Here is a 14,722-nt window from a genome sequence, read left to right on the forward strand (position 1 = left end):
CGGCCGTAGTTAGCGCAAGGCTGCCGGCAACTGAAACCGATGCCAGAAGATATACTCATCCTTGCCGGTTGTCGGATTACGGCCTATAACCGCAGCTGGCCGCACTTCAACAACCATATTGGCGGGCGCAGTAATTAGGAGCATTATTCCGCTCGAAACGTAGCGGCCCTTGATAGTCGCCGGCTCCCAGTGTGGTAGCTGACGGATGGCCGCTTCCAGCGTAACTTTCAGTGGCACATTCTCTGTACTCATCGCCGTTACTTGGCCCAGCGAGTCAAGCCGACAATACACCTGGGTGCGGTCCGGTAGCTGTTTAAACCACGGCTGGTTGCTGTAAATACGCAGTTTTTGCGCCAATTGATTTTGATATTCCGGTATGCTCAACTGGTTTTTAGGCAGAACCAGCTGGCTGAGCAGCTGCCCGCGGGCTTGCGCTTTCTCCCGCTCCTGCTGCTGCCGCAGTTTCTCGGCGCACGAGTAACCCAGCTGAAAGCGCTCAGCCAGAGCCTGCGGGCCTTCTACCTGCAGCCGGATTTGCGGGGCCGTAAGCGTAGCGCTACCCGAGGCAGGCTTGAAGTTCAGCTTACCACCGCGGAAACGTCCGTCCACGAAGGTTTCGGAAGTGAAGACCTGCTTTGTATTCCGGTTCACGCTTTGCCACTCGCCATGCGGTACTCCATTCCGTAGCGTACCCCGAAAATACAGGCCATCATCAGCCAATGGCGGCTGAACCGGGCCAATACGCACGTACTGTGGGGCAAGTGTACCCTCCCAATAGCCCGCTCCGTCGGTGGTGCGCGGTGCCCCAGTTGAATCCCAGTAAGCCTGAATCTGAACATGTCCTTCGCTGGAAAATACCAGGGTTTGGTGCCGCTGCCCGGTAGGATACCAGTAGTGCCACTCGTCGGCCGGAACGCCCTGCCGTAGCTGACCACGCACGGCCGGCCGACCATCGGTAAAAAACTGCTCCACCGTCCCCGTTGCTTTGGCGTCCTGGTAGTGCGCCCGCAGAATCAGAGTGTTGCTGTCCATCCAATAATCCCGCACTTCGCCCCGAAAGTCGCCGGTAGCAGTCAGCCGCGTATGGCGTCGGATGCTGGCGCAGGCGGGAGGGGTTAATACGTAAGCGGCGTCGTAGAACAGAATGATGCTGTCTCCTTGAACCACCTTAGTACATTCTTCAATCCCGATGTTGGTTGGCGTATTGATAGAGGGCCCGGGCGCCTGAGCAGCGGCTGATAACCAAGCACTGTTTAGGTAGAGCAGTATAAAACGGTGGATAGCGCCGAATCGCATTGGAGTGAATAACCGTGAGCTGGTACGAAAAAACGCCCAACCACTCTGAAAGTAGTTGGGCGTTTCCAGTTGGTTTACCGCAGAGGCCTTACTCGGCAACTACGTTGAAGTTCAGCTTGTGCTTTACTTCGCGGTGCAGGTCAACGGTAGCGGTGTAAGAACCTACTACGCTGGGCTCCGAGTCAAACGACACGCGCTTGCGGTCTACCTCGATGCCTTTGGCCTTCAGCGCATCCGTCAGCTGCAGCGTGGTTACGCGGCCGAAAATCTTGCCGCTTTCGCCTACTTTGGCCGGAATGTCCAGTACCACGTCACCAATTTTATCGGCAACAGACTGAGCATCAGCTTTCACCTTCTCGGCTTTGTGAGCAGCCTGGCGTACGTTCTCAGCTACGATTTTCTTGTTGGTTTTGTCGGCCAGAACAGCCAGACCCTGCGGGAGCAGGTAGTTGCGGCCGTAGCCGGGCTTTACAGTAACAATGTCGTTCTTGTAGCCCAGGCCTTTAACGTCGTCTTTCAGAATTACTTCCATGTCAGTACTACGGTTGGCGGGTTACTTCAGCGAATCAGTTACGTAGGGCATCAGCGCCAGGTGGCGGGCTTTGGCTACGGCTTGAGCTACTTTGCGCTGAAACTTCAGGCTGGTGCCTGTGATGCGACGGGGCAGGATGCGGCCCTGCTCGTTCACGAACTTCAGCAGGAAGTTCGGGTCTTTGTAGTCTACGTACTTAATGCCGTTCTTCTGGAAGCGGCAGTATTTCTTGCGCGTATCCTGCTTGTGGATTTTTTCGTTGGCGAGGCTCATTTTCTTAACTACTGGGCTACGGCTTCCGACTGTTTAGCTTTCTGCTGGTTCATCTCGCCTTTGCGACGACGCTCGGCGTACGCTACAGCGTGCTTGTCCAGAACCGTGGTGAGGAAACGGATGATGCGCTCATCGCGGCGGAAAGCCAGCTCCAGCGTGTCCACGATGTTTCCTTCGCCGGTAAACTCCACGAGGAAGTAGTAACCGGTGTTTTTTTTCTGAATTGGGTACGCCAGTTTCTTGAGGCCCCAAGCTTCAGTGTTGATGATGTCGGCGCCATTTTCCTTAAGCACCTGCGAGAACTTCTCGACCGTCTCTTGCACCTGACCCTCGTTCAGTACGGGAGTCAAAATGAAGACCGTCTCGTAATTTCTTACTGCCATTACGACGGGGTGAAAATTGTGTGAAAAACTAAATGAGGGGCAAAGATAGCAGGATTTGTTGCAAGTACCATTGCGACCCTATACTTTACTTAAATAAACCAGCGAAACAGATATTTAGGCTTCCAAGGGTGAAACTTTCTGGTCTGCAATGAGTTGAAAAATTGGGTTAAGCTGCTTCACCATAGTAGGTATGGGTCCTGGGTTTCGTAAACTGTTCTTTGCTGAGATGAGGTGGAGGCGAGCAGCAATTTTAGAATGATTCTAAGCTAGCTGAGCCAGCTGAAAATTAGCCAAAGCGGGTTTGTTCTCTGGGTTTCCCGACCTACATTTGTGGCCTTGAAGCACCCCCGCGTTTCTTTTTTCCAGTCAAATTGTGCTATGAATAGCATCCGACTTCGTCCCCTTTCCCGCCTTTTTCTCGCTCTGTTCCTGACCGTTGCTACCATTGGTGAATCTTTGGCGCAAGCGGTTGGTGCGGCTCCGGCCGTGAGCAAGGAAGGCGTGGCCCCCGGCGCTACGGCTGCCGCAACTCCCGCCACGGCGGTCGCTCCCGCCGCTGGCGGTGGCGACGCCGCTGCCATTGCCGCCGGCGATGCTCTTTTTAAAGGCAACTGTGCCCAGTGCCACGCCGTGAACGATGTGGTAGTAGGTCCTGCTCTCGCAGGTATTGCCAAGCGTCGGCCCATGTCCTGGATCATTCCCTGGGTGAAGAACTCCAGCAAAATGGTTGCCAGCGGCGATGAGTACTCGGTGAAAATCTTCAACCAGTACTCCAAGCAGCAGATGCCCAGCTTCCAGCTGTCGGATCAGGAGATTACCTCCATTGTTGCGTGGGTAACCTCGCAGGAAGGCAAAGCTACCGGTCCTAATGACAATGCCAATGGCACGGGCATTAAACCCGGTGAGCAGGGTCCTGCTGGTGGCGCTGATACCGCTGACGCTGGCGCTGGTAAGTACATGAACGTGCTGCTGATTGTGCTGGTAGTAGTGCTGATCGTGCTGATCGTGACGCTGGTTATCATTGCCAACATCATGAAGGATGTGCTCCGCGGCCGCAAAGACTTGGATGGTCGCGACCGGGAGGTACTGGAGCAGCGTTTTGATTTCTCGAAGATTTATAAATCAACCGCCGTACGCACCATTGTGGGGGTTGTATTTGTACTAGCCGTTCTCTACGAGTCTATTCAGGGCGCTATGGGGGTAGGTCTGCAGCAGGGTTATCAGCCCACGCAGCCGATTGCCTTCTCGCACAAACTGCACGCTGGTGAGCACCAGATCAACTGCGCTTACTGCCACACTTCGGTGTACAAGAGCAAGTCGGCCAACATTCCTTCGGCCAACATCTGCATGAACTGCCATTCGCAGATCAAAACGGAGTCGCCGGAAATCAAAAAGATCTACCGCGCTATCGAGCGGAAGCAGCCGATTCAGTGGGTGCGTATCCACAACCTGCCCGACCTGGCTTACTTCAATCACTCGCAGCACACCCAAGTGGGCGGCATTGAATGCCAGACTTGCCACGGTCCCATCCAGAACATGGACGTAGTGTATCAATACTCGCCTCTAACTATGGGCTGGTGCATTAACTGCCACCGCGAAACTCCGCTGAACACCAAAGGCAACGGATACTACGACAACCTCGTGAAACTGCACGACAAGTCGAATGGAGCTGTTCCGTTCACGGTTTCTTCGAATGGCGGCACGGAGTGCTCGAAGTGCCATTACTAGTAATACCTAGGGCTTAAGTCCCATCAGGCCTGGAATATTCGCCGGTCGTGATGGGATTTAAGCCCTCATTTCCCTCTAAAAAAGCCTGCTTAGAGACTATCTTAAAAGGATGTCCCTAAGTCTCTAAGACCCTAAGTTCCAAAAACACGATGCAAGAGTCGCCTAAGTACTGGAAGGGAATTGAGGAACTGGAGAACTCGCCGGAGTTCGTGAAGAATGCACTCACTGAGTTTGCTGACTTCCTACCGGTGAAGGAATCCACTGGCGGTGCCGATGCAACCATTGCGCCCCGCCGAGACTTCCTCAAACTGATGGGCTTCGGTATTGCCGCTGCCACCCTTGCCAGCTGCGAAGCCCCCGTCCGGAAGGCTATTCCCTACCTCAACAAACCCGAGGAGGTTGATCCGGGTATTGCCAATTTCTACGCTTCTACTTTTTTCAACGGCCAAGATTATAACAGCATCTTGGTGAAAACCCGTGAGGGCCGTCCAATTAAGTTTGAAGGGAACCCTGAGTCTCCGATTACTCGCGGTGGTCTATCGGCTCGGGCTCAGGCCGTAGTACTCAGCCTCTATGATGGCGGCCGTCTGCAGCACTTCGCTAAGAAGGGCGCTAAGATCGACAAAGACCAGCTGGACCAGGAAGTGCGCAATGCACTGGCCGGTGCGGGTCGCATTGCCATCGTTTCGCCTACTATCATCAGTCCTTCCACGAAGAAGGTTATTGCTGAATTTGCCGGACGTTTTGCTGGTACCGAGCACGTCATGTACGACGTACATTCTGCGTCGGGCCTGCTACGGGCTAATGGCGGTGTAGTACCCGCTTATGATTTCAGCAAAGCCGACGTAATCGTAAGCTTCGGTGCAGACTTCCTCGGTACGTGGCTGTCACCGGTGGAATATGCTCGTCAGTATATCACTAATCGTAAGGTTTCGAAGGAGAAGCAGACGATGTCTCGTCACTTCCAATTCGAAAGCAACATGAGCCTAACCGGCTCCAATGCTGACGTACGAGTACCCCTCAAGCCTTCGGAAATGGGTGAGGCGGTGCTGGCTGTTTACAATGCCGTAGTAGGTGGCGGCAGCGCTTCTTCTTACAGCAACAAACAGCTACAGACAGCCGCCGCTGAGCTGAAGCGCGCAGGGGCTCGTGGTCTGGTAGTATCGGGTTCTAATGATCCGGCTGTACAGACGTTGGTAGCTGCTATCAACCAAGCACTCGGTTCGGCCGCAGTTGATGTAGCTGCTCCTTCCTATATCCGCCAGGGCGATGATGCTCGCATGAGCCGTTTGTTGCGTGATATCAGCAATGGCCAAGTCGGTGCCGTAATTTTCTATCACGCTAACCCTGTGTTCGACCACCCCATGGGTGCCGACCTGGCAGCCGCGTTGAAGGCGGGTAAAGTACGCACCACTATTTCGCTCAATGACCGGCTGGATGAAACCGGCGAGCTGTGCACCTACGCAGCTCCCGACCACCATTTCTTGGAGTCGTGGAACGATTACGAGCCTAAACGCGGCTTCCTGAGTCTAGCTCAGCCGGTAATCACTCCGCTCTTTGCCACCCGTCAAGCCCAAGACTCCCTGCTGACTTGGGCTGGAAACCCCACTACCTATTATAACTACCTCCGCAATCAGTGGAGAGGAGTGCTGGGGGGCGACTTCAACAAAGCTTGGGATAAGGCCGTCCACGACGGGGTTGCTACGGGTACGGCTACGCCGGCCCTTGCAGCCCAGACCGCACCGGCCTTGGACGTGACGGGTGCTATCAGTGCCATCAAGTCGGCTCCAAAGCCTTCCGGCATTGAGTTGGCTGTTTACGAGAAAGTGGGCATCGGTAACGGAGCTAACCTGTTCGCTAACAACCCTTGGCTGCAGGAACTGCCCGACCCGGTAACGAAAGCCACCTGGGGTAACTATGTGACGGTTCCGCGTGCCTATGCTGCTGCTCAGAAGTGGGAGCAAGGCGATGTGGTTACCGTAACAGCTAACGGTAAATCCATTCAGCTGCCCGTGCTGATCCAGCCCGGTCAGGCAGCAGGCACGATTGGTATTGCGTTGGGTTACGGCCGCACCAACGCTGGTAAAGTAGGCAATGACCTCGGCAAAAACGTGCTGCCGCTGCTGGGCATGCGCAGCGATGCCGTCAACTATGTAGCCTCGGTAACCTTGGCTGCTACTGGCACGCAGGAGCCAATTGCTCAGACGCAGACTCACCACACCATCATGGACCGCAAGCAGGTGGTTCAGGAGGCTACGCTGAAGCAATACATCGAGAATCCAAAGGAGGTAACGGAATACGAGAAGATTTCGACTCCTGACGGCTTGGAGAAACCAAACAAAGTTTCTCTGTGGCAGGACTACGAATACAAGAACCACCACTGGGGCATGGCCATCGACCTCAACTCATGCATTGGCTGCGGCTCTTGCGTGATTGGGTGCCAGGCTGAAAACAACGTGGCTGTAGTTGGTAAGCAGGAAGTAATCAACCGTCGTGAAATGCACTGGATGCGCATCGACCGGTATTACAGCTCTAATCACCACAAAACGGAGTTCGAGACAGAAGGCAAGCTGGACACGTACGCTGCAATGGAAGACCCCTCGGAAAATCCGCAGGTTATCTTCCAGCCTATGCTGTGCCAGCATTGCAACCATGCTCCTTGCGAAACAGTGTGCCCCGTACTGGCAACTACCCACAGCTCGGAAGGTCTCAACCAGATGACCTATAACCGTTGCGTAGGTACCCGCTATTGCGCGAATAACTGCCCGTACAAGGTTCGTCGTTTCAACTGGTTCTCGTACTACTCGAACGAGAAGTTTGAAACCGTAAACGGCCATATGTTCACTGATCTTGGTCGTATGGTGCTGAATCCGGACGTAACGGTTCGGGCCCGCGGGGTAATGGAGAAGTGCTCGTTCTGCGTGCAGCGTATCCAACTCGGCAAGCTGGAAGCGAAGAAGCAGAAGCGCCGTCCACAAGATGGTGAAGTAGTTTCGGCCTGCGCCCAGTCTTGCCCCACCCAAGCTATTGTCTTTGGTGATATGCGTGACCCCAACTCCCGCATCTCGCAACTACTGCGTCGCGAAGATGGTGAGCGAGCCTTCCACGTGCTCGACTCTATCAACGTGCAGCCGAATGTCACGTACCTGACGAAGATCCGGAATACGGAGTCGTCGGAGTTTAACGCCTAGAAATTGAGCCACGGGGGAGGGTAGAAGCGCCTACTGCACTGTTACCCTCCCCATCTACTCCTTTAAGTCCAAAAACTATGCAGCACGTATCGCCTGTACGGGAGCCGCTCGTTACCGGGGGGAAAACGTACCACGACGTCACCCAGGACGTGTCGCGCCAGGTAGAAGCCGCCCCCAACATCCGGTGGATGGCCGCTCTGAGCGTAGCCCTTGTCCTCCTCGGTGTATTTTTCTACTCCGTGTACCGCACCCTGTGGTACGGTATCGGTGAGTGGGGTCTGAACAAAACTGTTGGTTGGGCCTGGGACATCACCAACTTCGTGTGGTGGGTAGGTATCGGTCACGCCGGCACCCTTATTTCAGCAGTTCTGCTGCTGTTCCGTCAGAAGTGGCGGACATCCATCAACCGTGCTGCGGAGGCAATGACCATCTTCGCCGTAATCTGCGCAGCTATGTTCCCGGTGCTGCACATGGGTCGTCCGTGGTTGGCATATTGGGTATTCCCGCTGCAGAACACGTTCGGTTCCCTATGGGTGAACTTCAACTCCCCACTACTATGGGACGTGTTTGCTATTTCCACCTACTTCTCGGTGTCGTTGGTGTTTTGGTACACCGGTCTGGTGCCTGACTTTGCTACCATCCGTGACCGTGCCAAAGGCCCTATTGCTAAAGTAGCTTACTCGCTGCTGAGCTTTGGCTGGAGAGGTTCGGCTAAGCACTGGTCGCGTTACGAAACGGTATCCTTGATTCTGGCCGGCGTTTCTACTCCGCTGGTACTTTCGGTGCACACCATCGTATCGATGGACTTTGCTACCTCCGTGGTACCTGGCTGGCACACTACTATCTTCCCGCCCTACTTCGTAGCTGGTGCTATCTTCTCCGGCTTTGCCATGGTACTGACGCTGATGCTCATTACTCGTGTGGTGTTTAAGCTGGAGGACTATATCACCATCGAACACATTGCCCTTATGAACAAAATCATGATGGTGACGGGCTCGATCGTGGGGGTAGCTTATATCACGGAGTTCTTTATTGCTTGGTATTCGCAGGTAGAGTTCGAGCAGTATGCCTTCATCAACCGTGCTACCGGTCCTTACTGGTGGGCCTACTGGTCGATGATGACCTGCAACGTAATCACCCCGCAGCTGGTGTGGATTCGTCGTGTACGCTACAGCATTCCGTTGACCTTCGTACTGTCGATTATCGTGAACATCGGGATGTGGTTCGAGCGTTTCGTAATTATCGTAACGTCCCTGCACCGCGACTACCTGCCGTCGAGCTGGGTGATGTTCTCTCCCTCTATCATCGACATCGGTATCTACGTTGGTACGATTGGCCTGTTCTTCACGCTGTTCCTACTGTTCGCCAAGTTCTTCCCGGTGATCAATATGGCGGAAGTGAAGTCTGTTCTGAAATACACGGTGGACAATGGTCCGACTTATACCGGTCACGATCCTCACCACCATACCCCTCAGCCTGCCACCACCCACGGAGTTCCAGCTTCGGCCTCTGTAAACTACGATAAGCATGACTAAGCGCTTCGCCCTCGGCATCTTCGACGACGAAGACGTGCTGCTGCACGCCGTTGAAAACGTCCGCGAAGCGGGCGTTAAGATCTACGAAGTTTTCACACCCTTCCCAATTCACGGGATGGACGATGCTCTCGGAATAGAGCGCTCTCGACTTCCCATTGCCGCTTTCTTCTTCGGCTTAACGGGTTTGAGCTTCGCGCTCTGGATGCAGATCTATATGTTAGGTTTCGACTGGCCAATGATCATTGGTGGTAAACCTCACATTGCTCTGCCATCATTCATTCCGGTTTCGTTTGAGCTAACTGTATTGTTCTGCTGCCATGGTATGGTCATTACCTTCTATACTATCAGCAAGCTTTATCCTCGCTGGAAAACTCCGGTACTGGATGTGCGCTCCACGGATGACAAATTTGTGGTAGCCATTGAAGTGAACGAAAACACCGATATGACGAAGCTGACGCAACTGCTACGTGATAACGGAGCATCGGAGGTGAACCAAAAAGAAATGTCCAAGTTCTAATGACGCATTCGCTGAAAGTAACTCTGCAAGCGTCGGCGGTTCTGCTGGCATCGGTGTTCACCACCGCCTGCAACCGCGCCGATGACCCTGGCTTGGAGTACGCTCCCGAGATGTACTACCCCATTCCTTACGAGCCTCTGAAGCAGTTGAGCTCCAATAAGGTGAATCCTATGGGACTGAACATGCGCACTCCCGCCATTGGGACTGTGCCTCGTGGCAAAGCCAACTACTATACTCACATCGCCAAGGATGATATAGCAACCGCTGAAACCACTCTTCGCAACCCTTACGCCTACACAAAAGACGCGTTAGAGGAAGGAAAAACGCTCTACGTGCGTAATTGCCAGCACTGTCATGGTGAGTCAGGCGCGGGAGATGGACCAGTTGGGGCCAAGTTCAAAGGGGTACCCAACTACTCAGTTGGTGCCTATAAAACCATGAATGACGGACATATATACCATGTCATTCAGTGGGGTAAAGGTCGAATGATGCCGCATGGTTCTCAGGTTAACCCCCAGGAGCGGTGGAAAATTGCGATGTACGTACGTATGCTCCAGCAGGGGAAAGGCCCAGATGGAATGACGGACTTTCTCAAGGCGAGCGGAGTAACAAATGCTGCAGTAGCTGATTCGTCGCAGACCACTGATCAGCAAAATCAATCACCGGTTCAGGAAGCCCAAGCTGATAAGGCTTCGCAAACTCCCGGTCAAGGTGATAAAGCACGTAACGGCACGGCACTATAATCTGCTTCTATGGCAACTCTGACGCATCACGAAAGCGTTACGGCTGAATACCTGGAGGTTTCGCCGAATGCTCGTAAGAAATTTATCATGATCATCGTGGCGGGAGTCGTTGTCCTAGCTGTCGGCTTGCTGCTGTCTGCTCTGGGTATCGGCGCGGAACACCACGAAGGAGCCGCTGCTGCTCATGAGGCTACCAGCCATGGTGCTGGTCCTGCCGCTGGGCACCACGGCAGCCCAGCTTGGCTGAAACGCCTGATTGTGAGTCTGTGGCACAACAACGTCTTTTTTACGGGCGTTTCGGCTATTGGAACGGTATTCATGGCCATTCAATATGTAGCCTATGCTGGCTGGTCGGTGCTGATCAAGCGCATTAACGAGGCTTTGAGTGCTTGGCTTATCCCTGGCCTGATTCTGATGATTGGCATATTTGCCATTAGCCTAATCAACCACGACATCTTCCACTGGACGATGCCGGGTATTATGGATGAAGGCAGCGAAAATTATGACCACATCATTGCTGGTAAAGCTGGCTTCCTGAACCTGCCTTTCTACCTTATCCGGATGGTATTGTTCCTAGGCCTGTGGGCGTTCTTCACGAAGCGTCTGCGCGACTTGTCGTTGGCCGAGGACTTGAACGGGGGTACCGAGTATTTCCACAAGAGCATCAATGTTTCAGCTCTGTTCCTAGTGATTTACGCTGTTTCCTCGCCTATTGCTGCTTGGGACTGGGTAATGTCGGTTGATACTCACTGGTTCTCCACCATGTTTGGGTGGTACGTATTCGCTTCGTGGTGGGTATCGGGTATTGCTGCGGTAACGCTATGCACGATTCTTCTCAAACAAGCCGGCTACCTGCGCTGGGTGAAAGAGGGACACTTGCATGATTTAGGAAAATTCATGTTCGGCTTCAGCATCTTTTGGACTTACGTGTGGTTCTCTCAGTTCATGCTGATTTGGTACGCTAACCTGCCTGAAGAATCTGTGTACTTCAACCAGCGCCTGGGAGGCTTCGATGGCCGCTACACTTGGATGTTCTTCGGCAACTTGGTTATCAACTTTGTGTTTCCCTTCCTTGTGCTGATGACCCGTGACGCCAAGCGTCAAATGATTATGCTCAAAATTGTGAGCATCGCCATTTTGATCGGCCATTGGTCTGACTTCTATCTCATGTTGATGCCTGGAACGATGAAGGCTGAAAATGGGTTTATTATCGAGATAGGCACCGCACTGATTTTCTTGGGGGCTTTCCTGTTGCTGATGACTAAGCGACTATCGCAAGCTTCCTTGGTGCCGGTTCACCATCCATTCTTGGATGAAAGCGTCCACCACACCACCTGATTTCAGACGCTGAGTTAGGGGAGGTGAGAATGTTCATCTCTCACTTCTCACTCTCAGTACTCACTTCTACCTCCTGCTAATGACTACTCTTGGTATTCTTCTGGTGTTGGTGTTGCTGCTGGTCGTGTTTGGCCTGCTGTTCCGCCTCCAGATCATGACTTCAATCTTCTCGGGCAGTTCGTCTCGTGAAATTGGGGTTAGTAACCGTGTTAACGCCATCTTGTTCATCATTTTCATGATTGTTGGTGGAGCGGCCTTTGCCTGGTCGTTTATTGACAACTATGATAAAATGAACCCGCCCATTGCCTCTGTGCACGGTCATGCTACCGAGCGCATGTTCTGGACAACTATGATCATTCTGGGTATTGTATTTACCCTGACTCAGATTTTGTTGTTTGTGTACTCTTACAAGTACCAGCACAAGGAAGGCCGCCGGGCGTTTTTCTTTCCTCACAATAATAAAATAGAGGTTATCTGGACGCTGATTCCGGCTATCGTTATGGCTGGACTGGTGTTTGCCGGCTGGAAAGAGTGGACCCGTATCACGGGTCCGGCACCTAAAGGCTCTGTGGTGGTTGAAGTGATGGGTAAGCAGTTTAACTGGCTGGTACGTTACCCTGGTCGTGACCAGAAACTCGGTGTGGTTAACTACCGCTTAATTGATGCCACTAACGAGTTTGGTTTTGACTTAAGCGATAAAAACGGCATCGACGATTTTGTTGCCCCTGAGATTCACGTTCCCAAGGGTCATCCTGTGCTCTTGAAGATCCGCTCGCGTGATGTACTTCACGCGGTATATATGCCGCACTTTCGCGTGCAGATGTATGCAGTTCCGGGTATGCCGACCAAGTTCTGGTTCACGCCAACCAAGACAACGGATGAAATGCGGGCTCAAACAGGTAACCCAAAGTTTAATTACGAGCTTGCTTGTAACCAGATTTGCGGGCGCGGTCATTTTGCGATGAAACTGAACATCATTGTAGATGAGCCGGATGACTACGTAGCTTGGTACGGACAGCAGAAGTCATTCTCAGAGCAAAATCCTGATGTACTAGCAGGCTTTAAACAGAAGTCGGATAATCTGGTTGACAATGAAACGGCTGCTTCTGCTGCCGCAGTAGTTCCGACTGCTAAGGCCTCGCTCTAACTCCATTTAATTGCAAGCTTCTACTATGGCTGCTAATCTTCCCACTCAATCGCAAGTGCAAGGCGGTGCTGGTGTTACCGAGCCAGGTATTGCGCACGATGAGCATGCGCACCACGACGAGCACCACGAGCAAAGTTTCCTGCAGAAATATATCTTCAGCACGGACCATAAAGTAATTGCCAAGCAATTCCTGATTACAGGTATTCTGTGGGCTATTATTGGAGGTACACTGTCGAGCCTATTTCGCCTGCAGCTGGGCTGGCCAGAATCCACCTTCGAATGGCTTTCGCCCTTCTTGGGCAAATGGATCGAAGCTGGCAAGCTGAACCCGGAGTTTTACTTAGCACTCGTGACGATGCACGGCACTATCATGGTGTTCTTCGTGCTGACGGCTGGATTGTCAGGTACCTTCTCTAACTTCCTGATTCCGCTGCAAATCGGTGCCCGTGACATGGCTTCGGGCTTCATGAACATGCTCTCGTACTGGTTTTTCTTCCTGTCGAGTGTAGTTATGTTTGCTTCTCTCTTTATCGAGACGGGACCTGCTGCTGCTGGTTGGACGATTTACCCGCCGCTGAGCGCACTGCCTCAGGCAATTCCAGGTTCGGGCGCTGGTCAGACGCTGTGGCTGGTATCGATGGCTCTGTTCATCGTTTCGCAGTTGCTTGGTGGTGTAAACTACATTACTACCGTTATCAACCTGCGTACCCAGGGCATGAGCATGAGCAAACTGCCCCTGACTATCTGGGCGTTTTTCCTGACGGCTATTCTGGGTCTGCTTTCCTTCCCGGTGCTCTTCTCGGCTGCTCTGCTGCTGATTTTTGACCGCTCTTTCGGCACGTCATTCTTTCTGTCGGACATTTACATTGCCGGTCAGGCCCTGCCTAACACGGGTGGTTCTCCCATTTTGTTCCAGCACTTGTTCTGGTTCTTGGGTCACCCGGAAGTATATATCGTAATCATGCCTGCTATGGGTATGGTATCGGAAATTCTGGCTACGAATGCTCGTAAGCCCATCTTCGGTTACCGTGCCATGATTGGTTCGTTGCTCGGTATCTCGTTGCTTTCCTTCATCGTGTGGGCTCACCACATGTTCGTGACTGGCATGAACCCATTCCTTGGTTCGGTCTTCATGTTCCTAACCCTGATCATCGCCGTGCCTTCGGCCGTGAAAACCTTCAACTGGTTGGCTACTTTGTGGCGTGGTAATATCCGCTTCACGACGGCAATGCTCTTCTCCATCGGCTTTGTGTCGCTGTTCATTGCCGGTGGTCTGACGGGTATTGTGCTGGGTAACGCTGCCCTTGATATTCAGATGCACAACACTTACTTCGTGGTAGCTCACTTCCACTTAGTAATGGGTTCATCGGCTTTCTTTGGCCTGTGGGCTGGGGTTTATCACTGGTTCCCGAAGATGTTCGGGCGTATGATGGATGAGAAGCTAGGCTACGTTCACTTCTGGTTGACTTTCCTGGGTGTGTATCTGGTGTTCCTGCCCATGCACTACGTAGGTATTGCCGGCTTCCCCCGTCGTTACTACGCTTGGACTGGCTTCGACACGTTCAGCCAGTTTGCTGATCTGAACAAGTTTATTTCGGCAGCGGCCATTATCGCCTTCTTTGCCCAGTTCGTCTTTATCTTCAACTTCTTCTACAGCATCTTCCGGGGCCGTCGGGCAACTGAGAACCCTTGGAACTCGACGACGCTGGAGTGGACGACGCCGGTAGTTCCCGGCCACGGCAACTGGCCCGGCGCTATTCCTGCCGTGCACCGCTGGCCCTATGACTACAGCAAGCCTGGCGCTGCCGAGGACTTCATCCCACAGCACGTGCCTTACTCGCAGACGCAGTCTTCTAACCTGCCGTACGAGAAAGAAATGGAGTAAGCGCGTCGCGCATTTGCCTTCTGAAAATGGGCCGCTGTGTACACGGCGGCCCATTTTATTTTACCTACAAGGGAAGTCCGAACAAGTCGCGCTGACAACGGATTTCCCTTTGTTTTTGGAGCAAACAGGTAACCTAAACTGTTTGCTGAATGGA

The 14,722-nt window shown here is 53.0% G+C and carries 12 protein-coding genes; 8 read left to right on the forward strand and 4 right to left on the reverse strand.

The window, feature by feature from the left end; translation table 11 throughout:
• Positions 1–9 precede the first annotated feature (9 nt).
• The 4 genes from GGU46_RS04875 to rpsF form a co-directional block, all read right to left on the reverse strand.
• A complete protein-coding gene (locus GGU46_RS04875) occupies positions 10–1,167 on the reverse strand; it encodes a toxin-antitoxin system YwqK family antitoxin (protein WP_183402404.1) in 1,158 nt (385 codons plus the stop codon).
• 217 nt (positions 1,168–1,384) lie between these two features.
• Positions 1,385–1,828, reverse strand: coding sequence for a 50S ribosomal protein L9 (gene rplI / locus GGU46_RS04880; protein ID WP_183402405.1), 444 nt, complete (start codon positions 1,826–1,828; stop codon positions 1,385–1,387).
• A gap of 21 nt (positions 1,829–1,849) precedes the next feature.
• A complete protein-coding gene (gene rpsR, locus GGU46_RS04885; protein ID WP_044002832.1) occupies positions 1,850–2,101 on the reverse strand; it encodes a 30S ribosomal protein S18 in 252 nt (83 codons plus the stop codon).
• Positions 2,102–2,109: 8 nt separating this feature from the next.
• Positions 2,110–2,484, reverse strand: coding sequence for a 30S ribosomal protein S6 (rpsF, locus tag GGU46_RS04890; RefSeq protein WP_183402406.1), 375 nt, complete (start codon positions 2,482–2,484; stop codon positions 2,110–2,112).
• Positions 2,485–2,862: 378 nt separating this feature from the next.
• Between rpsF and GGU46_RS04895 the strand changes: the two genes are divergently transcribed.
• From GGU46_RS04895 to GGU46_RS04930, 8 genes are all read left to right on the forward strand, one after another.
• Entirely contained in the window at positions 2,863–4,212 is a 1,350-nt protein-coding gene (locus tag GGU46_RS04895) for a cytochrome c3 family protein (protein WP_183402407.1), read from the forward strand.
• Between the two features lie 149 nt (positions 4,213–4,361).
• Positions 4,362–7,403 carry a TAT-variant-translocated molybdopterin oxidoreductase gene (locus tag GGU46_RS04900; RefSeq protein ID WP_183402408.1) on the forward strand — a complete coding sequence of 1,014 codons (3,042 nt, stop codon included), beginning with the start codon at positions 4,362–4,364 and terminating at the stop codon, positions 7,401–7,403.
• 77 nt (positions 7,404–7,480) lie between these two features.
• Positions 7,481–8,938: an NrfD/PsrC family molybdoenzyme membrane anchor subunit gene (nrfD, locus tag GGU46_RS04905; protein ID WP_246398607.1), complete on the forward strand. Its 1,458-nt coding sequence runs from the start codon at positions 7,481–7,483 to the stop codon at positions 8,936–8,938.
• Complete coding sequence (locus tag GGU46_RS04910) at positions 8,931–9,455, forward strand: DUF3341 domain-containing protein (protein WP_110977108.1); 525 nt, start codon at positions 8,931–8,933, stop codon at positions 9,453–9,455. The genes nrfD and GGU46_RS04910 overlap by 8 nt, the downstream gene beginning before the upstream one ends.
• Positions 9,455–10,198 (forward strand): c-type cytochrome, encoded by a 744-nt coding sequence (locus tag GGU46_RS04915; RefSeq protein ID WP_183402409.1) that lies wholly within the window; start codon positions 9,455–9,457, stop codon positions 10,196–10,198. The genes GGU46_RS04910 and GGU46_RS04915 overlap by 1 nt, the downstream gene beginning before the upstream one ends.
• Before the next feature lie 9 nt (positions 10,199–10,207).
• Positions 10,208–11,536: a quinol:cytochrome C oxidoreductase gene (locus tag GGU46_RS04920; protein ID WP_246398603.1), complete on the forward strand. Its 1,329-nt coding sequence runs from the start codon at positions 10,208–10,210 to the stop codon at positions 11,534–11,536.
• A 79-nt stretch (positions 11,537–11,615) separates the two neighbouring features.
• Positions 11,616–12,683: a cytochrome c oxidase subunit II gene (locus GGU46_RS04925; RefSeq protein ID WP_183402410.1), complete on the forward strand. Its 1,068-nt coding sequence runs from the start codon at positions 11,616–11,618 to the stop codon at positions 12,681–12,683.
• 25 nt (positions 12,684–12,708) lie between these two features.
• The gene (locus GGU46_RS04930; RefSeq protein ID WP_215906254.1) at positions 12,709–14,568 is read left to right on the forward strand and encodes a cytochrome c oxidase subunit I; all 1,860 of its coding nucleotides are present in this window, start codon (positions 12,709–12,711) and stop codon (positions 14,566–14,568) included.
• Positions 14,569–14,722 lie beyond the last annotated feature (154 nt).

Origin of the sequence: Hymenobacter latericoloratus (assembly GCF_014199535.1) — a bacterium.
In the GTDB taxonomy this organism is placed as follows: Bacteria; Bacteroidota; Bacteroidia; order Cytophagales; family Hymenobacteraceae; genus Hymenobacter; species Hymenobacter latericoloratus.

Excerpts from the sequence above, each read along its gene's own strand:
- rplI (WP_183402405.1), bottom strand. The coding sequence starts at position 1,828 with ATGGAAGTAATTCTGAAAGACGACGTTAAAGGCCTGGGCTACAAGAAC.
- GGU46_RS04930 (WP_215906254.1), top strand. The coding sequence starts at position 12,709 with ATGGCTGCTAATCTTCCCACTCAATCGCAAGTGCAAGGCGGTGCTGGT.
- nrfD (WP_246398607.1), top strand. The coding sequence starts at position 7,481 with ATGCAGCACGTATCGCCTGTACGGGAGCCGCTCGTTACCGGGGGGAAA.
- rpsR (WP_044002832.1), bottom strand. The coding sequence starts at position 2,101 with ATGAGCCTCGCCAACGAAAAAATCCACAAGCAGGATACGCGCAAGAAA.
- GGU46_RS04915 (WP_183402409.1), top strand. The coding sequence starts at position 9,455 with ATGACGCATTCGCTGAAAGTAACTCTGCAAGCGTCGGCGGTTCTGCTG.
- rpsF (WP_183402406.1), bottom strand. The coding sequence starts at position 2,484 with ATGGCAGTAAGAAATTACGAGACGGTCTTCATTTTGACTCCCGTACTG.
- GGU46_RS04910 (WP_110977108.1), top strand. The coding sequence starts at position 8,931 with ATGACTAAGCGCTTCGCCCTCGGCATCTTCGACGACGAAGACGTGCTG.
- GGU46_RS04900 (WP_183402408.1), top strand. The coding sequence starts at position 4,362 with ATGCAAGAGTCGCCTAAGTACTGGAAGGGAATTGAGGAACTGGAGAAC.
- GGU46_RS04920 (WP_246398603.1), top strand. The coding sequence starts at position 10,208 with ATGGCAACTCTGACGCATCACGAAAGCGTTACGGCTGAATACCTGGAG.
- GGU46_RS04925 (WP_183402410.1), top strand. The coding sequence starts at position 11,616 with ATGACTACTCTTGGTATTCTTCTGGTGTTGGTGTTGCTGCTGGTCGTG.
- GGU46_RS04895 (WP_183402407.1), top strand. The coding sequence starts at position 2,863 with ATGAATAGCATCCGACTTCGTCCCCTTTCCCGCCTTTTTCTCGCTCTG.